The sequence below is a fragment of the Evansella clarkii genome (assembly GCF_002019695.1).
Classification (GTDB): domain Bacteria; phylum Bacillota; class Bacilli; order Bacillales; family Salisediminibacteriaceae; genus Evansella; species Evansella clarkii.
This window is the reverse complement of record NZ_KV917376.1, coordinates 709,371-731,205: the sequence shown is the minus strand read 5'-3', so window position 1 is coordinate 731,205 and position 21,835 is coordinate 709,371. Positions and strand designations below refer to the sequence as shown.

The following is a 21,835-nucleotide window of genomic DNA, read 5'->3' as shown; positions in this document are numbered from 1 at the left end:
ATTTTTTTAAAAAAGGAGCTTGCCCCATGCTATCTGATTCGCTGTCGAAAAAAATAATTTTAGAAGTTAAGAAGCTCATAGATGAAGAGATCATTGTGGTTAACCTGGATGGAATCATTATTGCCAGTACGGATGAAAAGCGAACTGGCAGCTTCCATGAAGGAGCGCTCATCTGTATCGAGGAAAAACAGAAAATTTTTATCAACAAAGAAGATGAAAAACGATTAAGAGGAGTAAAGGTCGGCTTAAACTTACCGGTCTTCTTTTTAAATAAAGTGGTTGGCGTTATTGGGATAACAGGGGAGCCTGCACAGACCGAGCCGTATGGTGAATTGCTTAAAAAAATGACGGAGCTGTTAATCCAGGAGAGTTACTACACTGAACAGACACAGCTCCGTTCGCGAATGACAGAGGCTTTTGTTTTTGACTGGCTGCAGCCGAAAAACAAACGGCCGGAGCTTTCAGAACGTGCCAAAGTACTGGATATTTCTTTGGCAGACCCAAGGCAAGTGATCTTAACTCAAGTACTGAATAAAACAGGGCTCATGTACACGGGCCTATGGCAGCTAACCTCTGTATGGAATAATTCCTTCCCGAAAGACATTTTAATCCCCTGGGGAGAAGACCGAATCCTCCTGATACATAGTGTTGATGAACAGCATAATGCCAGTATTTTAAATCAGAAGATAAACCAGCTGAAAGTATTTGTAAAGAGCTCGTGGGAAACAAACATAGCGGCCGGAATTGGCCGGCGAGCTGACAGCGATGCTCTGGCAGACAGTTTTGAGCAGGCAGAGAAAGCTCTGCAAACGGCTATTCGTGAAAAAAAAGAAGTTGTCTATGAAGAAAATCTGCGGCTGGAGCTCTGTTTAAATGAAGTTAGCCCTCAAACTCAGGAAGAGTCTACTCGCCGTATTTTAGCTCATGTCCAAAATAACGATGAGCTGCTGGAGACATTCCGGGTATTTTTTCAGAAAAACATGTCGGTGAAATTAACGGCATCAAGTCTCCACATTCATGTGAACACCCTTCATTACCGGATAAAAAAGCTGGAGGAACTAACCGGCCTGAATTTAAAACATTTTCCTGATGCAGTAAATCTTTATATGGCTCTTTACTTTTTGGATAATCATACAAAAAATAACGGATAAAACAGCTGTATTTTTTATTTTTCTCTATAGAAGGATGGGCGTTTTTAGACTAATCTACTAATTAAGAAGAACGGATCCACATGATGCTGCGAAGCAACAGCTGTCGAGTAAGCACGGAAGTTAGTTAATAATTATTCTAAGTTGTGCGAATGGCTCAGGATCCTGTGCGCATCACCTGGTGAATCACGCGAACCAGGGGGAAGTTGTGCGATTACCCCTCCAATCACGCGGAATGAGGAGTTTATCACGCGGAACAGAAGGTTAATCGCGCCGGATGAGAGGGTTATCACGCGGAACAGAAGGTTATCACGCCGAATGAGGAGGTTATCACGCGGAACAGAAAGTTAATCGCGCTGAATGAGGAGTTTATCACGCGGAACAGAAGGTTAATCACGCCGAATGAGGAGGTTATCATGCGAAATAAAAGGTTAATCGCGCCGGATGAGAGGGTTATCACGCGGAACTGAAGTTTAATCACGCCGAATGAGGAGATTATCACGCGGAACTAAAGGGTTATCGCGCCAAACTCAGCCCTAATCACGCCAAATTTAAAAGTCACACAAAAATAAAGGAGGACGATGATGCTTAAGAAACGCCCCAGGAAGAAATTGATAGAAATTGTTGGCCCGGAAAACTTTGATGATTCCTCAGCAGGCTGCCTTGTATACTCCTATGACGCGACACCGAACTTCCAGTCGATGCCCGATGCGGTGGTCGCTCCCCGCAACACGAAAGAAGTTTCAGAGATTGTGAAAGTCTGCCGAAAAGAAAAAATCCCTATTGTCCCAAGAGGGTCAGGCACGAACCTGTGTGCAGGCACGGTGCCGACGCAAGGGGGCATTGTCCTGCTTTTTAAACATATGAACCGAATTCTCGAAATTGATGAAGAAAATTTAACCGTCACGGTACAGCCTGGTGCCATTACACTGGACCTCATTAACGCAGTAGAGGAGAGAGGCTTGTTTTATCCTCCGGACCCGAGCTCCATGAAAATCTCCACTATTGGTGGGAACATCAATGAAAATTCCGGAGGGTTAAGGGGCTTAAAGTACGGGGTGACCCGGGATTACGTCATGGCCCTGGAAGCAGTCCTTCCAAACGGCGAGATCATCCGGACAGGAGGGAAGCTTGCGAAGGATGTTGCCGGCTACGATTTGACGCGCCTTTTCGTAGGGTCTGAGGGAACACTCGGTGTGATCACAGAGGCAACGTTAAAACTGATTCCCATGCCGGAAACGAAGCAGACGATGATTGCGATGTTTCATGATATGGATACAGCGGCAAAAACAGTGTCGGAGATTATTGCGGCTAAAATTATCCCTGCCACACTGGAGTTTTTAGACAAACCAACATTAGTCGCTGTGGAAGAATTCGCGAGAGTCGGTCTGCCGACAGACGTGGAAGCAGTACTATTAATTGAGCAGGACGGTCCGCCAGAAATCGTAGAACGGGATATGAAAAAGATGGCTGACATATGTATGTATGAAAATGCGAAAGCTGTCCAGGTTGCCAATTCCGAAGCGGAAGCACAGGCATTGACGACCGCCAGAAGAGCTGCCCTTTCAGCCCTCGCTCGTTTGAAACCCACAACGATCCTGGAGGATGCCACAGTCCCACGCTCACAAATTGCCAACATGGTGAGAGCCATTATGGAGATTGCCCAAAAATATGACGTCACTATTTGTACATTTGGCCATGCAGGGGATGGAAACCTGCATCCAACCTGTCCGACAGATTCCAGAGATAAAGATGAAATGAAGCGGGTGGAAGAAGCGTTCGAAGAGATTTTTCACAAAGCGATTGAACTTGGAGGAACAATTACCGGCGAGCATGGGGTGGGAGAGATGAAGGCCCCTTATCTGGAGTGGAAAGTCGGCGAAGAAGGCCTGGCCATTATGAGAGGGATTAAACATGCTTTTGATCCGGCGAATATTATGAATCCAGGTAAGATGTTCACTGAAAACTCACGGAAAAGGCTGGTGTTGTCCTCATGACTGTGAAAATGACAAAGCGGGAACAAAAGATCCACGAGTCCTTTCGTGAGCAAATGGACGAGGCGGAACTGCTTAATTGCATGAGATGCGGCTTTTGCCTGCCGTCCTGTCCCACTTATATTGAGACGGGATATGACGAAGCCCATTCCCCTCGCGGAAGAATTGCATTGATGAAAGCTGTCCATGACGGCCTCGTTGCTCCTGATGATGATGTGGAAAGATCGCTGAACTTATGCCTGGGCTGCCGTGCGTGTGAACCTGTCTGTCCTGCCGGTGTAAATTACGGGCATCTTTTAGAAGACGCCAGAGATATTTTTAACAGCCATAAGCGCCATTCTCCCCACGTGAAAGCAGTGAGAAAAACGGTTTTCAACGGCCTCTTTCCCCATCAAAACCGGATGGAAAAAGCAGTTGGATTACTGGGGATGTACCAGAGAAGCGGGTTGCAGAACGTGACGCGAAAAATCGGGTTTATGAAGCTTTTCCCGAAAAGCATGCAGGATATGGAGAAGGTTCTCCCGGCTGTCTCCCGAAAACGGGGCAGGAAAATCGAATCTGCCTACGCACCGGTTACCAGCAAAACGGCGACAGTCGCTTTCTTCAGCGGCTGCCTCATGGATACGATGTTTAAAGAAACGAACGAGGCCACCATTAAGCTCCTGCAGCTGGCAGGGTGTGAAGTGGTCATACCGAAAGACCAGAACTGCTGCGGCGCCTTGCATGGCCACAGCGGGGAAAAGGATACAGCGAAAGAACTAGCCAAAAGAAATATCGATGCGTTTGAAGACCTGAACGCCGATTTTATCATCAGTAACGCTGGAGGGTGCGGCGCTTTTCTCGTGGACTATGCCCATTTGTTAAAAGATGATGCAGAGTACGGGGAACGGGCAAAAGCCTTCACTACAAAAATAACGGACATTTCTCAGCTATTATATGAACTGAATTTTTACGAAAAAATAAAGCTTGCCGTTCCTGCCCAGACAGTCACTTACCAGGACTCCTGCCATTTGCGCAATGTGATGCATACAGCGGAAGCGCCGCGGGAGTTACTGAAGGCCATCGAAGGAGCAGACTACCGTGAAATGGAAAGGGCGGACAGCTGCTGCGGATCCGCCGGCATCTATAATATCGTGGAATCAGAAATGTCCATGCAAATACTCGATCATAAAATGGAAGACGTCGTCGTAACGAATGCCCATACAATCGTGACAGCAAACCCGGGATGCCTGCTGCAAATGAAATTAGGTATCGAACGGGAGGGGCTGTCAGATAAGGTGCGGGCGGTTCATATCGTTGATTTGTTGCTCGAGGCCTGTGGCGATAACCCTGAGATGAAAGCAGGTGAAGAAGCGGACGAAAGAACAGAAGCATATCAGGCATAAATAGAGAATAAAATCAGTAAAGCTAAGCGTGTTCGGTCTGCCTGCATGGCGGGCAGCACAAACAGGAAAGTACCGGAGTGACAGTAAGAGGGGAGTGAAATGGTGATTTTAAAAGCAGGATATGGCCTTGACTCTAATGGATTTATTGTAAGCGATGTAAGTAAAGACAAGATTGATAATATGTATGTGCCTTGCATACGGCAATCTGTCGCCGGTCTTAGAAAATTGTTTCCTGAACAATTGCACAGTGTGTATGTATACGGCAGCGTAGCCAGAGGGGAAGCCATAGCTTTAAAATCAGATTTAGACCTTATCGCTCTGTTTGAGGGCAGACTGAGTGCAGGCAATAAGGCTGAGTTAAAGACCCTTGCTGGGGAACTGTCACAAAAGTATCGTTCTGTAGTTCGTGATGTTGGTATTGCTGTTGCGTATTACGATTATACAGTGGACCCCTCCAATTACTACGAGAATGCTTTCCTGAAGGAACTGTGTGTTTGTGTGTCCGGAGATGATTTAGGGGCTCGGTTTGGTCCTTACAAACTTACATCAGAGATTGCCATTCGCTTCAATGGAGATATTTGTGAGAGCCTTGCCCGGACGTTAAATAAGCTTAACTCAGCTTCAAACGAGGAGATTAAAACGATTTCCCAAGGCTTCTCGCGAAAACTCATTCGAACTTTCTACTCAATGGTGATGGTGCGTTCCAGGATTTGGTCGACACGGCTTCACGAACAAGCAGAAGTCTTTATTCACCACTTCCCGGATAAAAAATCAGTTATTCTTACCTTGCAGGAATGGACAGAGGAACCACCAGCAGACCGTGAGACTGTATATGAATTGTTTAAAAGAGAAGGTGAGTGGGCGTGTGCGAACTTTGAACACGAAGCTCAACTCTCTTATTGCTGAAACGTTTAAATAGTCACCTCATTATCCTGGGTGAATACCATGGTATTGGGAAAGGAGATGAGGTGCAAATTGAGTACAGAAGGACAGGAGTATCAGAACTATTCGCGAAATATGCACGACCAGTGCAGAAGCCTTATGTATTATCACGTCACCTTTACGATGGCCGACGGGACCAGCTTTGACGGCATCATAGAAGGTGTAGACGGAGATGAGGTCACTGTACTGGCAGGTGAAGACGTGATGGATCGGGAAAGTGAGGCAGACGAGGACAGCCGGCAATATTACGGTGGATATGGAGGATATGGGGGCTACGGAGGTTATGGACGCCCGCGAAGAAGGTTCCGCCGCTTCAGGCGCAGAAGATTCCCGGTTGGCAGCTTAGCAGCTTTAGCTCTGTTACCGTATCTTGCTCCTCCGCCATACCCTTATTATGGTGGTTATCCTTATTACTAAGAGGGAGCGGAATACTGTGAAATAGAGAGAACCGACAGCTGCTGCGGCTCAGCCGGCATCTATAATATCTTGGAGTTACTGCTCGAGGCCTGTGGGGATACTCCTGAGATGAAAGCAGGTAAAGAAGCGGATGAAAAAACAGAAGTGTATCAGGCCTAAAGCAGGCAATACCCCCGCCACATTCCTGTTAAGTATGAGAAAAAGATACCAAATGAGTATTCCAGGTACTCTGACTGCCTGAGTTAGTAAAGCGGAGCATCTTCATTGGATGCTCTTTTTTATTTGAAAAGTTTACACACAAATTGTTCTCCGGTCCAACATTCCCCCACTCAAACTTAGTTTTTGATCATAAAATATTACAAGTTTAAAAATGAAAGGGGGATGTATTATGCCTGATATTCCTATCACTGGTTTTATCATGGACTCAGATGACAGCGGACCGCTTCATTCTCATACGTTGTATATTACCTCCTGGGATGGTGTCCCGGTTCACGATCATGAATTTAAAGGGGTTACTTCTTTTGATGTGGGACATGATCACAGATATGCCGGCACGACGGAACCTGCACGAAGCGGCGTTCAGCACACGCACAGATATATGACTATTACTTCTTTTGATGCAAGGCACAGGCACAGAATCCGTGGTGTGACAGGCCCGGCAATCAGCTTACCTGGCGGCGGCCATTACCATGAGTTCAGAGGTGTAACATCAGTAGACGGGGAAACACCGCACAGCCACAGATACAGTGGAAGAACAAGCAGGTAAAAATTCATTATTTTAAAAACAGGGGATTAAAAAAGATGTTAATTTGATTTGCTGCTTGGGAATTCTGACCATACTTCCTTAACGAAGTCCATTCTTTCTTCTGTATCCTATCTTTTTTCCATTTGTTCAAAAATGTTATTATCCATATCTTACTATCCTGTTTCTGCATAATAGTAATTTATAGCAAACATCGAAAATGATTGAGTCACATCATTTTCCTGGGTCAATACCAGGGTACTGTGATAGGAGATGAGAGGCAAATTGAATACAGAAGGACAGGAGTATCAGAACTATTCTCGGAATATATCGTGGAATGGCTTGAGACTTGTGGCGAAAACCCTGAGGTGAAAGCAGACAAATAAGCAGACGAAAAAGCAGAAGTGTATCAGGCATAGATTTAATAAAATTCATATTTAAAAAAGGCACGAAGATTATTCTTCGTGTCTTTTTAAATGCTCGTAAATGGTTGTAGAAAGCAGTCATACGACCGAAACTAGCTTTGCAGACGTGAAAAACGGTCGTATGACCATGACTTATTCCATATTACAATGAAAGTAAGTCATTCTCAGTCCGGACTTTTCAATAACAGGAAGACCACCTTTATCAAAACAACGATTAGCCGCTTCTGTCACTTCCAAATAACCAAAATATGATTGAGTTGCTATCAGGGATGCTGCCACAATCACAACAATCGTACCCATTATTACTAATCCTTGCACTGGTGTCATCTTTTTTATCCAATTCATATTAAAACTCCTAGCTTCTGAAGGTATTTAAAACAATCTTAACCTAATTGAATTTTGTACTCTGCTCTTGTTTAAGTATAGAATTGGTTTGGCCAAAATGAAATGATAAAATAATACATACTAAAAAAAACAGAAGGAGCAATCGTATGATCAACAAAATTGGCAAGGTAACTGTTTATGTAAACGACCAGGAAGAAGCGAAGGATTTCTGGCTGAACAAAGTCGGTTTCGTATTAAAGTTCGAACAGGAAATGGCACCTGGCATGGCCTGGATCGAAGTGGGCCCGAGTGAGGAGGAATTCACCACCCTTGTCCTTTACTCCAAGCCTGCAATGGAGCAGTACAACTCTTCCGCGGTGGCACATCCTTCGATTCTGTTCAGCACCACGGATATAGAATCTGCTTATGAAAAAATGCAGCAAAGCGGCGTGGAAGTAGAAGAAATGCAAAGAATGCCTTATGGCACAATGTTCTCCTTTAAAGACCAGGACGGCAACAGTTACTTACTCCGGGAAGATAAATAACAAACAAGCTGCATGGCAAAAGCATGGGTTTTTTGAACCCCATGCTTTTTCTTGTCTTCAGGCTTGCTGCTGAAAACATAGAGACAACAAGCTATCCGGGAGTAGGCACCTAGTACCGATGCCTGGTGTCCCTTTAAACTTCAAATAATTGTGGAAGGAAATGTCATACCGATGTGGAAACATAATATAACTAAGATTACAGATGGTACAAAAATAATTAATTCTCTTTAGATAAAGAAAGCTGCCTTTGCGGCTTATTTTATTCTTCACTGGAAAATGGTGTTAAAATAAAGGGAGGCATTTAATATATAGAGGGAGGGTCCCATGACGCGATTTTATATTGCTGTGACGTATGAAGTTTGTGAACACAATAATCTTTACGAGGATATGAACGAATATCCACTGGATTCTTCTGCTGATATTGAGACGCAAATAAGGGAATTTGCAAAGAAAGATGTTGCCCCTTTAGTGAAGGTGTACGAATCAGATTCAAGGGACTTTAAAGAGGTAAGGTTCTGCAGAGAATATAAATTTAAAGAATATGAGTGTGATTGTTAATAACAGGTGAACTTCAGCTGGCAGTGAGAGTTGAAGGGAGCAGCTTTTTGCAGCTTCTTATTAACCATACATAAGCGAAAGCAATCACGAACCGGGGGAAACTAATGAACGGAAAATCTGTAACGAAAAAGTCTTTACTGTTTTTATTTATAAGTCTTTTGGTCACGCTGGCAATGTTTCTTTTAGACCCACTTGCAACGGCAACAAATGAAGCATTAACGGTCCCTATTGTAGTATTTATAGTAGCAGGAACCATTATTTCGTTACTGCTGGCTATCGTTACACTTAGGTCCGGAAAGGAAAAGAAACTTATTCCTTTAGTGGCCCTGGTTATTACTATTTTCAATGTTTCTGTTATTTCTTTCTTTTTATATTTTGGGGCTAACTTTGCATAGAACTGCACAAAATTAACCGTCTTGCCTGACTGCAGGGAGTTACGAGTGTAATAGTTGGTCTTTGATAGCAGCCCCCGACAATGGTGGCTATCATCAGAGTATTCTGCTAGTATAAAAAAGAAGTGTTTGAACTTTCCAATCTATTCTTCTGTGGGCAGCCGTAGTTTACATAGGAGAATAGAATATGGTTTAAGTTACAACAGCATACTGATATTAACCAATAACTATGGTGTCTGATAAAGACTTAATAGGGAATCCGGTGCAAATCCGGAACTGTACCCGCAACTGTAAGTGCTGACGAAATAATCAAATCCACTGTCATTAGACGGGAAGGGATTAAAGTAGGCAGAGGCACAAGTCAGGAGACCTGCCATCGTTATCCGTATTATCTTCTTCGGGAACTGGGAAGGTATAGCGAGGTGCACATAAACGACAGTATATTTTACTGTCTGGTTGAAGCTGCCCCGTTATTCATAAACCCATCCATTGTGATGGTTTTTTTATTGGGTTTATCTTTCCTTCCTCCCCGGAAAATTCAATATCAATCTACAGAAACGAGGAATGAAGTATGGAAGGGAAATTACCTGCTGGTATTTCGAGAACAACAATTACAAAACTGGTTCTGCCGCCGGATACAAATCATTTAGGCACTATTTTTGGAGGCGTCATACTCTCTTATATTGATGAAATAGCTGCCATAACGGCAATGAAGCACAGCCAGGAGGTGGTGGTAACCGCTTCTATTGATACGGTGAACTTTCTTTCATCTGCTAAAGTAGGGGACATACTGTATTTAGAAGGCGTTGTTATTTCCACTGGCAGAACTTCAATGGAAGTTTACGTGAAAGTAGAAACTCAAAGTTTAAAATCAAGAAAAAAGACGGTGACCACAACAGCTATCCTGACAATGGTTGCGGTAGATGAGAAAGGCAAACCGACACCGGTGAGCGGCGTGGAGCCTGAAACAGAAGAAGAGAAAAAGTTATTCCAAAACGCCCAGGCGAGAAAAGAAAGAAGATTGCGGATTAATGAACTTTCAAAGGAGTGCAGAGTCTGAACCTATTTAGCCCAGCATGGGAGACTGCTATGTTCGCTTCACACATGACAGATGTTCCGGAGTCTGTATAGGTAAGAAGGCAGGAAACAGCACCGATACCAAATGCTGTACTGGAGAACGTGAGATTAAGCTTTCAGTAAATCATATATTCTCTTACTTTTACTTGGAATGGAAGTGTAAGCATCTAAAAGTTCAGCTACTACATGTGGCTGAACTTTTTATTGTCTCATTTACTTCAGCAGCTCAACCCTCAGATTTATTTGTGTTATTCAGTAATCTATTTACAAAACATAAATATACTATATACTTAGTATATAATTAATAATGTGTTATACCCCTTTAATAATAAAATAAAGGGATTTTTAATACATACTTTGTATATAAAGTGAAAGTGGAGGGGTTTGATGATTAGTGTACAGAATGTAAGGAAAAGTTTTTCTCAAGGACAAGAACAATCCCGTGTGTTGAACGGGGTAGACCTTAACATAATGAAAGGGGAATTTGTGGCTGTTATGGGACCAAGTGGATCAGGTAAAAGCACTCTTCTTCAGCTGATTGGCGGTCTTGATGTGCCGGATGATGGAACTATAGAGATTGATAAAGAAAATATTGAAGCGATGAAAGAGAGGGAAAGAACAATTTTCCGCAGGGAAAATGTAGGGTTTGTGTTTCAAAATTATCAGTTGCTTCAAAATCTTAGTGTCGAGGAAAATATTGCTTTTCCTATTCATGCAGGAGGAAAGATGAGTGCAGATGCTAAGGAAAGAATTAATGATTTGGTTGCAGCAGTTGGGCTGTCAGGTCTTGAAAAGAAGAGGGTGAATCTTCTTAGTGGAGGGCAGCAGCAAAGGGTTGCCATTGCCCGTGCTCTTGTAAACAAACCAGAAGTTCTGCTGGCTGATGAACCAACTGGTAATTTGGATAGGGCGAAAGCCGAGGAGATTTTGGCACTGATAGTTTCCTTTCATCAAAAATACAATCAAACAATTGTCATGGTCACTCATGATATTTTTGCAGCCGGATTTGCCGATCGGATTGTTCTTTTTAAGGACGGCAGGATTGACCGGATGATTTCGAGAAAGGATGACGATTATGCTGAATATCTGGCTAATTTCCTGGCGTAATATTACACGTAGAAAAAAGAGGTTTTTCTTTACCCTGGCAGCAATGGTAATGGGGGTTGCGGTTATGGCGGCCATGCTTGTGGCTGATAAGACAACCGAGGATGTTTTCTCCTACTACGAGCAGATGTATGTTGCCGATGCAGATTATTGGATTCTTAGTGACAACCATACATTTCCAGAAGAAAATATCGAGGAGTTGGGAGTGCATCCAGAAGTAAGTGAAACCCTTCTTGTTCTCGATAAACAGGCATTTTTCGAACTGGAGGAAGACAGACCGCAAAATGAACGATCTGTACGTATCACAGGGGTCAGCGATTTTTCCAGTCCCCTTATAAAGCTGCCAGTTACAGAGGGAAGTCTGGAAGATGAGGGTTTAATTTTACCGAAACCAGTCGCCCGTCTGCTCGGGAAGGAAATTGGAGACTCTGTTCGTTTTGAGGGGATGGGGGAACTCGAAGTTTCAGCAATTGTGGAATATGTGCAGATATTAGCCAGTCCTGCTGACTGGGAAGGCGCACAGTCAGCGGGTTTTCGCGTAATGATACCCCTTAATATTCTGCAGGAATGGACAGGTATGAATGAAGAGATCTCTTATATGCGGATTCAGACGGAAGGGGATGGAGAGGGCCTTTTCCGGACTCTTCAGGAAGAATTTCAGGGCTCTTCTGAATTTATTCAGCCGGTGGTGGCTGATGATCGTCAGAGTAATGACATCGGCGGTTTGTATACGTTCTTCTATTTAATTGCGGGTCTTGCGATTTTAATTAGCGGATTTATTGTATTTAATATGATTTATACAAGTGTTATCGAGAGGAAAAAGGAATTTGCCATTATGAAAAGTCTTGGTTACCTTCAGTCCTCCATATCCAGGCTGGTCCTTACAGAAGTTCTCGTTTTAGCCTCCGTCTCGGTAGTTATAGGGGTGCCCTTTGGTGTTTGGCTTGGAGATCTTTTTATGGTTGCGCTTCTCAGCGTGTTTGCTTTCGATATGGTATACTCACTGAATTGGGTAACCCCGGCAATTGTTTCAGCTGTGGCAGGTTTCGTCTTTCCCGTCCTCTTTTCTCTTGTCCCGATTTATAGTGCTGGGAAAACATCAATCTTGCTTACGCTAAAAGGAGAAAAAGGCGCAAATTCCAATAAAAGGACGTTGCGTTTTGCTGCGGGTATAGTGCTTCTTGCATTTGTTTTTGTGGATCACCCCATCTCGTATGTGGGGATTTTGGCTGGCATAATTCTTCTGTTTCCATTCTTTCTTACCGTTACATCAAAAGTTATCAGGCCTGCTCTATCGTATGTATTTGGGTACGGGGGGAGTTTAGCAGTACAAAATCTTCATTATCAGCTGGGCCGTAATGCTAATACATCCGCAATTCTGGCAGTTGGGGTTGCAGTGATTCTTTTGCTGGGTGCAGTGGTAGAATCAGCGCCTGATGGGTATGAGAAGGAAATCCGAAGTACATATGGCGGTGATATAAGAATTTCCTCTGAATCGCCATGGACCGCAGAAGATATTTCACATCTTGAATCATATGAAGAGGTGAAGGAGGTTCATGAGCTGGCGGAAGCGACACCAATAACATGGCGAACGGTTAGTGGCGAGTACAGGCAGTTTTCCGTTCTTTCGATCAACTCCGGAGGCCCTTCTCTGTATGATCATCCTGATATTACTTTAAACGGCCAGCTAGCCGGCCAGCCGTCTATCCTTCTCGGAAATCGTGCATATGAAGAGTGGGGAGGAGAAATTGGGGAAAAGATGATAATAAATACACCAGAGGGAGAACAGGAGCTGGAAGTCTCAGGGAATGTTTCAACCTCTCACTATTCAGGTTACGTTGCATTCATGGAACAAGGTCAGATGCAGGAAGCTTTCGGATGGGGTGAAAGTTTTGATTTGCTGCTCAGTCTGGGAGAAGATAGTCATTCGTTCTTTACTAGGGTCTGGGAGGATTTTGGTCATAAGCTCTCCGGTGCAGAAACGGTGGAAGACGAGATACATTCTACAACCTCAGCCATATCTGAAATGTATAGTCTCATTTATGTGCTGATGATTTTGATGATCGGCCTGGCCAGTATTGGCACTGCGAATACAATGCTGATGAACACCGTGGAACGAACGTCTGAAATAAGTACAATGAGAGCAGTCGGATTTACGGTTACTCAGGTTAAGCAGATGACCCTTGCAGAAGGGCTGCTTATCGGGATAACGGGTGTTTTTGGAGGAGTTATTACTGGGGTCCTCCTTATTTTCACCGCAAGCCGTTCTGCATTAATGGAAGGTTTTCTTGCCTTCCAGATTCCGGTGAGCTATGTGCTTATTGCTGTTATTACTGGGTTGGTATTCAGCCTGCTTGCATCCTGGTCTGCCGGGAGTCATGCTTCAAACATTAAACTTCAATCTTCACTAAAAGAAGGGTAATATCATGTCGGTAAAATACGGAATTTTAACGATTCTATATAATGGAAAACATCATGGTTATGATTTAAAGGTGGGGGTCGATTCACTGATCGGCCTGAAAGGAAAAATCAATCCGGGACAGATTTATACCACTCTGGACAGACTGGCCCGTGACGGTATGGTAACCTCAGCTGGGACAGACGACCAGGAACGAAAACTTTATGCCATTGAGGCAAAAGGAATAAAAACGCTTGAGAAATGGCTGCTGGATTCTGTTCCTTATCACTCTGTGAAAGAAGATTTCTTCTTTAAATGGAATTGTGCCAGAAAGATCGGATTCAAAGAGGAAAAACAGATGCTTGATCAGCAAAAAGCGCTTATTATAAAGGAAACCATGGAACTGTCCAGATTGAAAACGGAGCTCCTTATAAACGGCGATGAAGACAGGTATCTTCTGGTTACAGGGACGCTGTTACATCTGGAAGCAGATTTGAATTGGATTACAAGGGTGGAAAATCGCCAGCAATAATACAGAATCCCGCCGTGCCTGAAAGGGGGCCGGCGGGATTGGGAAAAGGATGAGAGGGCAGGTTTGTGGTAATATAAGGTAAACTGCTGTGGGGGAGGCAAATAAAATGTTCTCAGTTGATAGCTATATTAGTTCAATTAAAGCAAATCTTCATAAACAATCGGATTTATTAACAGAGAATCTGAAAAAAGTCTTCACATATAATTTCTCTCCAAAGACAGATTTGCTGGAGTTCTCCGCATTCATGGAGCCTACAAGATTTGAGATAGCAATCAGACTGTTCTCTATGGATAAAGAAGCTAACGAAGTTTTTGACAATGGTACTGACACCAAAGTTTTTGCAGGCAGCATCGATGTCCTGCCGGAAGTTGTATATTATCAATTAAACGAAAATCAGCTGAATGATTTTTTTGATTTTTACGAGGAGAACGAAGAAACGTTAGTTCAGCAAGAGCAAAAAGCAGTTGCTGACTGGTTCAGGGGATGCTGGGAAAAAGCAGGTGGAGATACAATCAGCTTACCATCATATTTTGTTTTCTCAGATGACTATAAATCATATGACTTAAAAAACAAGCAATGGATTGATGATGAAGAAAAGTGGTCATAGAACAAACCTTCTTTTCTGGAGGACAATATGACAACAACTACAAAATTGTTGTTGCTGAAAAGGCTGGTTATGGATTTAGCGAGGTTAACTATTTTATCGGGAATAAAGCCGAAAATAGACCAAGAAAGCTGCTTTTGCGGCTTTTTTTTATTGCCTTTAAAAGGAGAATCAGATTAGCTGGATGATAGTTTAATAAAACCTTGGGTTAATTATCTACTACTAAAGTTGCAGAAAAATTACATCTTTTATATGAGCCAATGATATAAAGAAGTTTGTAAGATAATTAATAGAGACGTTGTTAATGCTTTACAGATTAATACATGAAGGAGAGAGAATCATGAAGTTTACGGAGGTTACATTATTAACTAATAAATTAGATGAAATGAGAGATTTTTATAAAAATACACTTGAGCTCCAGGTCGTTAGAGAAGCTAAGAAGGAATTTACAGTGCAAGCAGGTTTAACTGCTGTTACCTTTCAGGAATCAGTAGGAGAATCAGGGCCTTTTTATCACTTCGCAATCAATATACCACACAATAAAATAGAAGAAGCCAAGCATTGGATACAATCAAAAGTGCCGTTAAATACAGAAGGGGAATCAGATGAAGTGTTCTTTAAAAGCTGGAACGCACATGCTGTATACTTCGAAGATCCCTCAGGTAATATCCTGGAATTTATTGCCCGCCACAATTTGAAGAATGAAGTGGATCACAGTTTTTCATCTGATGATTTTCTTAATGTTAGTGAGATTGGGATCGTGGTTGATGAGGTTATTCCCTTTGCAAGAACATTGAATCAAATGGGTATCCCTAACTGGAGAGAAGATAGTGAAGGATTAACTCCAGTGGGCAATGAAAATGGTCTTTTTATAATAGTAAAAAGGGGGCGCCGGTGGTTTTTCTCCAATAAAGATGCACAATTTTTCCCATTAGAAGTCAGCATTGAAGGAATGGGGGAGTTTTCGATTAAACAGGAAGATGGAAAAGTGATGATTAAATGATTTATTTATAAAAAAAATGCAGCAATGGGAAAAATTAAGGGGACGAGTTCAGTCAAGTACTCGTCCTCTTTTTTCGGTCAAAATATTATTGTTTAAAATATTTCTTTGTCATAGACATAAAATCCTTCAATGGAGGGTTGATCCATTTGTCTTTGTGTATTGCCATTTGTGTTACCATAACGGGCATCTCAACCTCAAAGTTCACCTCTGATAAATCTCCTTCGCTTATTTCTTTCTCAACAACCATTTCCGGCAAAACGGCAATGCCTAAGTTGGCGGCTACACATTTTTTAATAGCTTCTAAGCTGACAAATTCAAGTGTAGTTCTAGGAATGACTTTATAATAGCTAAGTATCTCTTCAAAAATCTTTCGATAAGAGCAGCCGCTTTCTGTGTAAAGAATCGTTTCAGTTACTAAGTCTTCAGCGGTAACTGTTTTTCTCATAGCTAATGAATGATCAGGTGAGCTGATTATGATCAGTTTTTCCTTTATTAAAGGTGTGGATGCCAAATATGGATTTGTTTTTTGCGTATCCATAATAAAGGCTAAATCAATCTCCCCGTCCATGAGACTTTTGGCAGCCACTTCATCAGAATGGGCTGCTTTAAAAATGAGCTGAATGGAAGGGTATTTCAGTTTGAAGTCCCTCAGTAAATCTGGCAAACGATAGGTACATTGGCTTTCCTGTGCGCCAATAATAAGAGTGCCGCCATTTTGGTCAGAAACCATAGCGTTTCTGGCTTCTTCTTCTAAATGGACAATCTTTGAAGCGTATTGTCTTAGGCGTTCCCCCGAATGAGTGAGAACTAGTTTTTTACCAAGACGTTCAAAAAGCTGAAGGTTCAGTTCGTTTTCTAAATTCTTTATCTGTGCTGTAACACTGGATTGTGCATATTGAAGTCTCTCTGCAGTTTTTGTGAAATTTAATGTCTCACATGCAACCAGAAAGGTTTGAAGATGCTTAATATCCATTTCTGCCTCCTTCTATCGGAAATTTCGATTGTTTCTATCGGAATAATCATCTGTAACGATTGCAAGAGATAGTGTAACCTTAATTTACAGATTATTCAAGGAGGTTGCAGGATGAAAAAACTATTGCTGATTAACGGGCAAGATTACTTTGAGAGGGCGCAGGGGCGTTTAAATGAAGCAATGTCAAAGCATATTGGTGACTTTACAGCGCAAGAGTTTGAAATAAAGCATACGAGCATTTCAGAAGGTTATAAAATACATGAAGAGATTGAAAAGTTTAAATGGGCCGACGTCATCATTATTCAGACACCCATTTACTGGTTCAGCTTGCCTGGTGTTTTAAAAAAATATATAGATGACGTCTTTATTCCTGATATATTTTTTGGGAAGTCAAAAGGGTTTGGACAAGGTGGAAAGTTTAACGGAAAGAAATATATGCTTTCTGTTACATGGGGGGCTAGTGAGTCAGCTTTTAACGGGACGGAGGGAGATTTCTTAGAAGGATTAAGTGAGGATCAAGTTTTATTCCCTGTCCATAAGACATTTGAATACTGCGGACTTAACAGATTGCCGACATTCTCGATCTATTCATCCATGAAGCTGCATGAACTGGATCCTTATATTACTAAAATCCAGCACCACTTACAAAAACACCTTATCCAGTCAGGAGAGAGTATATGATTATTAATTTGCTTAAGCATCGGCATTTCAGATACTTCTTCTTATCGGATATTATTTCAGGATTTGGCGTTGGAATGGCTACTATTGGAGCTAACTGGTTTATTTTAGAACAAACAGGTGCAGCTAGTGTTGTTGGGTTTATGTTGTCGATTAATGTGATAGCAGGGTTTCTTGCTTCACTTCTGATGGGAGGGATTATTGACCGTTTTCGAAGGAGAACTGTTATTCAGTGGACATACTGGATTAGGGCTGTTGTGATATTGGCCATTACAGCGTTAATCTTTCTGGATGGGTTTAGTTTGCTTTATATGTATATGTTTTCTGCTATAAACGGGATCGGGTGGGCTGTCTATATGTCAGCATCAAGAAGCCTGATTCAGGAATTGCTGACGGAGAAAGAACTGATAAAAGGAAACTCATTAGTGGAAGTCAGCTTACAGGCAGGAATGTTTCTGGCTGGCGGGGCTTCCGGATTTTTATATCAGTACTGGGGATTTGAGTTGATTTTAGTGATAAATGCTTCCGTTTTTATAATTAGCAGCTTCTTTCTTTCCAAAGTTCGGTACAGCGCCATTCCCATTCCTGATAAAAAAGAGCCGTTTATTAATGCATTAAAGAATGGAATGGACTTTCTCCTTGGTAATCCTAAGCTTTTCTTTCTGGGAATTGTTCCGGTCATTCCGTTAGTCGCTACAATGATATTTAACGTTGTTTTACCGGGTTATGTAAGTGATACATTAAAAGCAGATGCAGTTGTATTTGGGATTTCTGATATGTTCTATGGAGTTGGGGGGTTATTATCAGGATTTCTGGCAGCACCATTGGTTGCCAGACTTCAAACGAACAAGGTAATTCTATTGTTTTTTGGCATCGCTGTTGCTGTACTGTTTTCGTTAATGTTTAACCATCTAATCATAGCATTGTATGCAGGCAGTTTGTTTATTGGATTATCCAATTCAACAATCAGGATTGTCATGAATACGAAATTAATGCAAACGATTCCGAAGCATTTTATGGGTAGGGCGATGTCCGTGTGGATGGCGATTTCCTTTTTGCTGCAGACGGTCTCAGCTACTTCTATAGGGATTTTAATGGATCTGTTTAACCCAGCCGCAGGATTTTTAGCTATGTCAGTATTAATGTTTTTTGGTGGGGTATTATTTATACTGGTCCAAACGCAATCTGGTAAGAACAGTTATCGTCACGAAAATGTTTCATAAGAGCTGGGCAACTCATTTAATAAAGCATCACTAAAGATGGAAGAAAACGAAAATAAGGCTTGCCAAAACGGTTGTCAGCTGGCAAGCCTTTTCTTTAGAAATCACCGAAGGCAAATAGTAAATTGCGTTTATAACAACTTGTTTTTCAATCGAGATTACTTGCTGTTTTCTATTCCCGGCCTTAATTCCTTAACAATCACTTGAGCCAGTTTGATTCTTTCTTCTGTATCATATCTTTTGGCCATCTCTTCAAAAACGTTATTTTCCATATGTCACGCTCCTGTATTTACATAGTGGCCATTATAGCAAATCAAAGCCTGGAGGAACTTTCCGACGCTCTATTATTTAAGTTAAACTGGCACCATAGGGGGTGTTTTGTATTATTGGTCTTATGTTCCTTTGCCTGCTGGGCTCATCATTACTTGCAAGTTTGTATTACTTTATTTTCTGGTTCCCCCACTTTCACTTCATAGGGTTAATAGTGGTAACCACTATTTATTTTATCCTATTTTTTGTTTTTGCTTTGCCGACGCAAATTGCGCTGCGGAGATAGCCAAAACAGTTCTCTGTCAAGTATCTGTGTATATATATTATTATTGCTTACCTTGGCTCCATCATTGTTTCCATTGTGCTTTTTTCCAGTTCTACGGTATTAGATGTATCATTCCTTTTAGAATTATTAAAAATGGCAATATACAACGCAGCTGTTTTTTTGGGTTTTAGATTCTCTTATTCTGAAAGAAGATTATATTTTATGATAGTAAAAATAGCCGCCGTTATACAGGCGGTTCACACACATGGAGAATCGGCTGTGATTAATGTGGATAGCAAAAACTGATTATATTGGATAAACCAAGTAATCTATTGGAGAAAAATCAAACCCTGCCAGTGAAACAGGATTTTTCGTAACCTTGGTGAATTATATATATATAGGCATAATTTGGAAACGGGAGAAGGGAGCGGAAACATAGTGTATGAAGTAGGGCTGGATTTTTGGTTTAAGTTAATTTTTTTAATGGCTATTATTGTAATACTAATATATTCCTTTAGCGCACTGATGAGAAACTGGCTGAAAGTGGAGAAGAGGCAGGGATTTTTTTCGCAATACCATGTGAATAAAAAACATGGAAAAATCGACTGGACAATCCGGATTATATTTGTTGTTTTGATTTTTTTCCTGCTCATACTCTCTGGAAGAGGCCAGGTAGAAGATGGTGAAACCGGATGGTACATGTGGTTTCACCCGTCCTATTTATTGTTTGGGTTAATTATTGTAACGGAATGTCTAAGGGCCTTCATGGAATGGAAATATGCTGAAAACAAAAGAGCTTATATAGTCACATTAAGTGAATTGGGATTCGGAATAATTTTAATAGTTTCTATGTTTATGACCGATTTCTGGGGATTGTTCTGATAACAGAGCCCTCATTAGGATAATAGTATCCCTGTGAGGACTCTGTCGTGAGGCTTAAGGGAATCTTCCCTATACTTTCGTTTGTACCAGTGAAGGAGGATTCTTCCATATCCGTGGTGAATTCTTAATACAGGAATAATATGGTAAAAGGAGAGGGTGGGAACATGGGAGGACCGGGGCTGGATTTTTGGTTTAGGTTTATTTTTCTAATGGCTATACTTGTAATTATTTTGAATTCCTTTGGCGCGCTGATGAGAAGATGGCTGAAGGTGGAGAAAAAGCGGGGATTTTTTTCATATGACCATGTGAATAAGAAGCATGAGAAAATCGACTGGACGATTCGGATTATATTTGTTCCATTGGTTCTTTTACTGTTCATTATTCTCTCGGGAAGAGCTATAGTGTCAGATAGTGAACCTGGTTGGTACACCTGGCTGCACCCGTTTTACCTATTTATAGTTTTTATGGTTGCAACAGAAGGATTAAAAGCTTTCATGGAATGGAAGTATGCTGAAAACAAAAGAGCCTATATAGTCACATTAAGCGAATTGGGGTTCGGGTTCGCCGTAATAATTTCTATGATTATGACTGACTTTTGGGGATTGCTGTAATTACCTGCCTGGCACACAAACAAAAACCATCAAAATAAATGATGGTTTTTGTTTCGGATGATTAGTTAGTATTTAGTAAATTTATTTCATTTAAAGCCTGGTGGAGATTTCCTTTAACTGTTAACTCCTTCAAATTGAATCCCAGGGCTACTATCGTTTGAGCTACTTCCGGACGGATACCAGTAATAATTGCTTCAACACCGATTAAAGATAATGTGCTTATAACCTTCAACAGTTCATTTGCTACCATTGTATCTACAGTTAATACTCCTGAAATAGATAATAAGGTGTGTCAGCCTTAGCTTCTCTGCCTGTCTTAGTGTTTCTTCCAGTAACAGGTTCGCTCTTTCTGCATCAATGTTCCCTATTAATGGCAATACACCAACGCCTGGCTGTAGTGGAACAACAGGCACCGATAACTCCAGAATAGCAGCACGTGTATTTTCGAGAGACTTCTGAAATGCTTCCACATACGTAAGGCTAAAATGATATACAGCTTTATCTAAGAGCGGATCAATAATGGCTATCACTTCAAACACCGTGTCGGCTGACATATTCTCTTTTGTTGCCTCTTCTTTAATTGATTTCCATATGTATTCTCTGTAAAAGCTTGTATCTTTTAAAGCTTCATTTAGGGAAGTACCCATATTGAAAAAGTATTCCCCATTTTCTGCAGCCCAGCTTCTTACACTTTCAACAGCCTTTTCTCTATCCTTGTAGTCGATTAATGCTTGCCCAAATAAAGCAATAAGTTCTGCACGAACTTTTCAATATTAGCGGCTCTATCTTCCTGAAGTCCTCATTCTCGGTTTGAGTCAATGGAACCCCGGACATTCTGTCTTCGTGTACTACCTTAGCAATATCGTGTTTCTTTTTTAAAATCATTTCTCCTAAATACTGCAACTCATTTTCCATAATGTCCTCCACAATTATCAAGTTTAATCTTGCTATACAAAAAATATTGAATAAACAAAGAGGAGCAGCAATCATTCTAAGGATTATCAGAATTGATTATACCACAATACTTGAGCCGCTAAGGAGCGTATTTGCTCAAGATTTCAGCCTTGGCCACGTATTTTTTATTAAAGTAATGAGCAGAGTTACTGAACGGGAAATGATAACTTAACAGTAATAAGGGGAGATAATAAATTTATCTGTAGTAATGGGGGAACTGGGTAAAGGCTGCCCGTAATTATCGGTATTCAGACTATACAACTGCTGAAAAGGAAGAAAATTATTCCTTGGCACATATGCTAAATGAAACGAAGAAATTAGTCTGGAAGAAGGTGAATTTTTAATACAATCTAGCACTCTCCAGCGGTGCTTGGAAGATGCTGCTAATATTG

24 protein-coding genes and 1 riboswitch are annotated in these 21,835 nt (G+C 41.5%); of the genes, 20 read left to right on the top strand and 4 right to left on the bottom strand.

All coding sequences use genetic code 11. The features are described from left to right. The first annotated feature begins 26 nt into the window (after positions 1-26). From BK582_RS03340 to BK582_RS03315, 6 genes are all read left to right on the top strand, one after another. On the top strand, positions 27-1,151 hold the full coding sequence (locus tag BK582_RS03340) for a CdaR family transcriptional regulator (RefSeq protein ID WP_078592970.1): 1,125 nt from the start codon (positions 27-29) through the stop codon (positions 1,149-1,151). A 581-nt stretch (positions 1,152-1,732) separates the two neighbouring features. Further along, on the top strand, positions 1,733-3,145 hold the full coding sequence (gene glcD / locus BK582_RS03335) for a glycolate oxidase subunit GlcD (RefSeq protein WP_078592969.1): 1,413 nt from the start codon (positions 1,733-1,735) through the stop codon (positions 3,143-3,145). After that, on the top strand, positions 3,142-4,527 hold the full coding sequence (locus BK582_RS03330; RefSeq protein WP_420841220.1) for a (Fe-S)-binding protein: 1,386 nt from the start codon (positions 3,142-3,144) through the stop codon (positions 4,525-4,527). The genes glcD and BK582_RS03330 overlap by 4 nt, the downstream gene beginning before the upstream one ends. Positions 4,528-4,626: 99 nt before the next feature. After that, positions 4,627-5,433, top strand: coding sequence for a nucleotidyltransferase domain-containing protein (locus BK582_RS03325; protein ID WP_078592968.1), 807 nt, complete (start codon positions 4,627-4,629; stop codon positions 5,431-5,433). 69 nt (positions 5,434-5,502) lie between these two features. Continuing rightward, a complete protein-coding gene (locus BK582_RS03320; protein ID WP_078592967.1) occupies positions 5,503-5,886 on the top strand; it encodes a hypothetical protein in 384 nt (127 codons plus the stop codon). A 388-nt stretch (positions 5,887-6,274) separates the two neighbouring features. After that, entirely contained in the window at positions 6,275-6,652 is a 378-nt protein-coding gene (locus BK582_RS03315) for a YmaF family protein (RefSeq protein ID WP_078592966.1), read from the top strand. Positions 6,653-7,185: 533 nt separating this feature from the next. Here BK582_RS03315 and BK582_RS03310 read toward each other — a convergent pair. Then, the gene (locus BK582_RS03310; protein WP_218190702.1) at positions 7,186-7,353 is read right to left on the bottom strand and encodes a hypothetical protein; all 168 of its coding nucleotides are present in this window, start codon (positions 7,351-7,353) and stop codon (positions 7,186-7,188) included. Between the two features lie 191 nt (positions 7,354-7,544). Here BK582_RS03310 and BK582_RS03305 point away from each other — a divergent pair, with 191 nt between their 5' ends. The 10 genes from BK582_RS03305 to BK582_RS03265 all read left to right on the top strand — a co-directional run bounded on the left by BK582_RS03305 (position 7,545) and on the right by BK582_RS03265 (position 15,590). Beyond that, entirely contained in the window at positions 7,545-7,922 is a 378-nt protein-coding gene (locus tag BK582_RS03305) for a VOC family protein (protein ID WP_078592964.1), read from the top strand. 324 nt (positions 7,923-8,246) lie between these two features. Beyond that, positions 8,247-8,480 carry a hypothetical protein gene (locus BK582_RS03300; RefSeq protein ID WP_078592963.1) on the top strand — a complete coding sequence of 78 codons (234 nt, stop codon included), beginning with the start codon at positions 8,247-8,249 and terminating at the stop codon, positions 8,478-8,480. A 104-nt stretch (positions 8,481-8,584) separates the two neighbouring features. Next, positions 8,585-8,875, top strand: a complete 291-nt coding sequence (locus tag BK582_RS03295; protein WP_078592962.1) for a hypothetical protein — start codon at positions 8,585-8,587, stop codon at positions 8,873-8,875. Between the two features lie 210 nt (positions 8,876-9,085). Continuing rightward, positions 9,086-9,264, top strand: a riboswitch (cobalamin riboswitch). 179 nt (positions 9,265-9,443) lie between these two features. After that, a complete protein-coding gene (locus BK582_RS03290) occupies positions 9,444-9,932 on the top strand; it encodes an acyl-CoA thioesterase (protein WP_078592961.1) in 489 nt (162 codons plus the stop codon). 404 nt (positions 9,933-10,336) lie between these two features. Further along, complete coding sequence (locus BK582_RS03285) at positions 10,337-11,056, top strand: ABC transporter ATP-binding protein (protein ID WP_078592960.1); 720 nt, start codon at positions 10,337-10,339, stop codon at positions 11,054-11,056. Beyond that, the gene (locus BK582_RS03280; protein ID WP_078592959.1) at positions 11,025-13,475 is read left to right on the top strand and encodes an ABC transporter permease; all 2,451 of its coding nucleotides are present in this window, start codon (positions 11,025-11,027) and stop codon (positions 13,473-13,475) included. Before BK582_RS03285 ends, BK582_RS03280 begins: the two co-directional genes overlap by 32 nt. A gap of 4 nt (positions 13,476-13,479) precedes the next feature. Further along, positions 13,480-13,983, top strand: coding sequence for a PadR family transcriptional regulator (locus BK582_RS03275; RefSeq protein ID WP_078592958.1), 504 nt, complete (start codon positions 13,480-13,482; stop codon positions 13,981-13,983). 106 nt (positions 13,984-14,089) lie between these two features. After that, on the top strand, positions 14,090-14,590 hold the full coding sequence (locus BK582_RS03270; protein WP_078592957.1) for a hypothetical protein: 501 nt from the start codon (positions 14,090-14,092) through the stop codon (positions 14,588-14,590). Further along, the gene (locus BK582_RS26780; protein WP_169910819.1) at positions 14,581-14,775 is read left to right on the top strand and encodes a hypothetical protein; all 195 of its coding nucleotides are present in this window, start codon (positions 14,581-14,583) and stop codon (positions 14,773-14,775) included. Before BK582_RS03270 ends, BK582_RS26780 begins: the two co-directional genes overlap by 10 nt. Before the next feature lie 152 nt (positions 14,776-14,927). Continuing rightward, a complete protein-coding gene (locus BK582_RS03265) occupies positions 14,928-15,590 on the top strand; it encodes a VOC family protein (RefSeq protein WP_078592956.1) in 663 nt (220 codons plus the stop codon). A gap of 85 nt (positions 15,591-15,675) precedes the next feature. On the opposite strand, the gene BK582_RS03260 is transcribed toward BK582_RS03265, so the two are convergent. Continuing rightward, positions 15,676-16,563: a LysR family transcriptional regulator gene (locus tag BK582_RS03260; protein WP_078592955.1), complete on the bottom strand. Its 888-nt coding sequence runs from the start codon at positions 16,561-16,563 to the stop codon at positions 15,676-15,678. Between the two features lie 111 nt (positions 16,564-16,674). Here BK582_RS03260 and BK582_RS03255 point away from each other — a divergent pair, with 111 nt between their 5' ends. The 4 genes from BK582_RS03255 to BK582_RS03235 all read left to right on the top strand — a co-directional run bounded on the left by BK582_RS03255 (position 16,675) and on the right by BK582_RS03235 (position 20,489). Further along, the gene (locus BK582_RS03255; RefSeq protein ID WP_078592954.1) at positions 16,675-17,244 is read left to right on the top strand and encodes an NAD(P)H-dependent oxidoreductase; all 570 of its coding nucleotides are present in this window, start codon (positions 16,675-16,677) and stop codon (positions 17,242-17,244) included. Further along, on the top strand, positions 17,241-18,464 hold the full coding sequence (locus BK582_RS03250; RefSeq protein ID WP_078592953.1) for an MFS transporter: 1,224 nt from the start codon (positions 17,241-17,243) through the stop codon (positions 18,462-18,464). The genes BK582_RS03255 and BK582_RS03250 overlap by 4 nt, the downstream gene beginning before the upstream one ends. 1,015 nt (positions 18,465-19,479) lie before the next feature. Continuing rightward, on the top strand, positions 19,480-19,878 hold the full coding sequence (locus tag BK582_RS03240; RefSeq protein ID WP_139368306.1) for a DUF4181 domain-containing protein: 399 nt from the start codon (positions 19,480-19,482) through the stop codon (positions 19,876-19,878). Positions 19,879-20,087: 209 nt separating this feature from the next. Next, complete coding sequence (locus BK582_RS03235) at positions 20,088-20,489, top strand: DUF4181 domain-containing protein (RefSeq protein WP_169910816.1); 402 nt, start codon at positions 20,088-20,090, stop codon at positions 20,487-20,489. Between the two features lie 61 nt (positions 20,490-20,550). Here BK582_RS03235 and BK582_RS27780 read toward each other — a convergent pair whose 3' ends face one another. Both BK582_RS27780 and BK582_RS27775 read right to left on the bottom strand, forming a co-directional pair. Next, positions 20,551-20,739, bottom strand: a complete 189-nt coding sequence (locus BK582_RS27780) for an STAS domain-containing protein (protein ID WP_244895332.1) — start codon at positions 20,737-20,739, stop codon at positions 20,551-20,553. Further along, on the bottom strand, positions 20,726-21,136 hold the full coding sequence (locus BK582_RS27775; RefSeq protein WP_244895331.1) for an STAS domain-containing protein: 411 nt from the start codon (positions 21,134-21,136) through the stop codon (positions 20,726-20,728). The genes BK582_RS27780 and BK582_RS27775 overlap by 14 nt, the downstream gene beginning before the upstream one ends. Between the last annotated feature and the right edge of the window lie 699 nt (positions 21,137-21,835).

What these genes read in the sequence shown, in the direction of transcription:
- BK582_RS03340 (WP_078592970.1), top strand. Translation starts at nt 27, where the DNA reads ATGCTATCTGATTCGCTGTCGAAAAAAATAATTTTAGAAGTTAAGAAG.
- glcD (WP_078592969.1), top strand. Translation starts at nt 1,733, where the DNA reads ATGCTTAAGAAACGCCCCAGGAAGAAATTGATAGAAATTGTTGGCCCG.
- BK582_RS03330 (WP_420841220.1), top strand. Translation starts at nt 3,142, where the DNA reads ATGACTGTGAAAATGACAAAGCGGGAACAAAAGATCCACGAGTCCTTT.
- BK582_RS03325 (WP_078592968.1), top strand. Translation starts at nt 4,627, where the DNA reads ATGGTGATTTTAAAAGCAGGATATGGCCTTGACTCTAATGGATTTATT.
- BK582_RS03315 (WP_078592966.1), top strand. Translation starts at nt 6,275, where the DNA reads ATGCCTGATATTCCTATCACTGGTTTTATCATGGACTCAGATGACAGC.
- BK582_RS03310 (WP_218190702.1), bottom strand. Translation starts at nt 7,353, where the DNA reads ATGGGTACGATTGTTGTGATTGTGGCAGCATCCCTGATAGCAACTCAA.
- BK582_RS03305 (WP_078592964.1), top strand. Translation starts at nt 7,545, where the DNA reads ATGATCAACAAAATTGGCAAGGTAACTGTTTATGTAAACGACCAGGAA.
- BK582_RS03300 (WP_078592963.1), top strand. Translation starts at nt 8,247, where the DNA reads ATGACGCGATTTTATATTGCTGTGACGTATGAAGTTTGTGAACACAAT.
- BK582_RS03295 (WP_078592962.1), top strand. Translation starts at nt 8,585, where the DNA reads ATGAACGGAAAATCTGTAACGAAAAAGTCTTTACTGTTTTTATTTATA.
- BK582_RS03290 (WP_078592961.1), top strand. Translation starts at nt 9,444, where the DNA reads ATGGAAGGGAAATTACCTGCTGGTATTTCGAGAACAACAATTACAAAA.
- BK582_RS03285 (WP_078592960.1), top strand. Translation starts at nt 10,337, where the DNA reads ATGATTAGTGTACAGAATGTAAGGAAAAGTTTTTCTCAAGGACAAGAA.
- BK582_RS03280 (WP_078592959.1), top strand. Translation starts at nt 11,025, where the DNA reads ATGCTGAATATCTGGCTAATTTCCTGGCGTAATATTACACGTAGAAAA.
- BK582_RS03275 (WP_078592958.1), top strand. Translation starts at nt 13,480, where the DNA reads ATGTCGGTAAAATACGGAATTTTAACGATTCTATATAATGGAAAACAT.
- BK582_RS03270 (WP_078592957.1), top strand. Translation starts at nt 14,090, where the DNA reads ATGTTCTCAGTTGATAGCTATATTAGTTCAATTAAAGCAAATCTTCAT.
- BK582_RS03265 (WP_078592956.1), top strand. Translation starts at nt 14,928, where the DNA reads ATGAAGTTTACGGAGGTTACATTATTAACTAATAAATTAGATGAAATG.
- BK582_RS03260 (WP_078592955.1), bottom strand. Translation starts at nt 16,563, where the DNA reads ATGGATATTAAGCATCTTCAAACCTTTCTGGTTGCATGTGAGACATTA.
- BK582_RS03255 (WP_078592954.1), top strand. Translation starts at nt 16,675, where the DNA reads ATGAAAAAACTATTGCTGATTAACGGGCAAGATTACTTTGAGAGGGCG.
- BK582_RS03250 (WP_078592953.1), top strand. Translation starts at nt 17,241, where the DNA reads ATGATTATTAATTTGCTTAAGCATCGGCATTTCAGATACTTCTTCTTA.
- BK582_RS03240 (WP_139368306.1), top strand. Translation starts at nt 19,480, where the DNA reads ATGGCTATTATTGTAATACTAATATATTCCTTTAGCGCACTGATGAGA.
- BK582_RS03235 (WP_169910816.1), top strand. Translation starts at nt 20,088, where the DNA reads ATGGCTATACTTGTAATTATTTTGAATTCCTTTGGCGCGCTGATGAGA.
- BK582_RS27780 (WP_244895332.1), bottom strand. Translation starts at nt 20,739, where the DNA reads ATGGTAGCAAATGAACTGTTGAAGGTTATAAGCACATTATCTTTAATC.
- BK582_RS27775 (WP_244895331.1), bottom strand. Translation starts at nt 21,136, where the DNA reads ATGGGTACTTCCCTAAATGAAGCTTTAAAAGATACAAGCTTTTACAGA.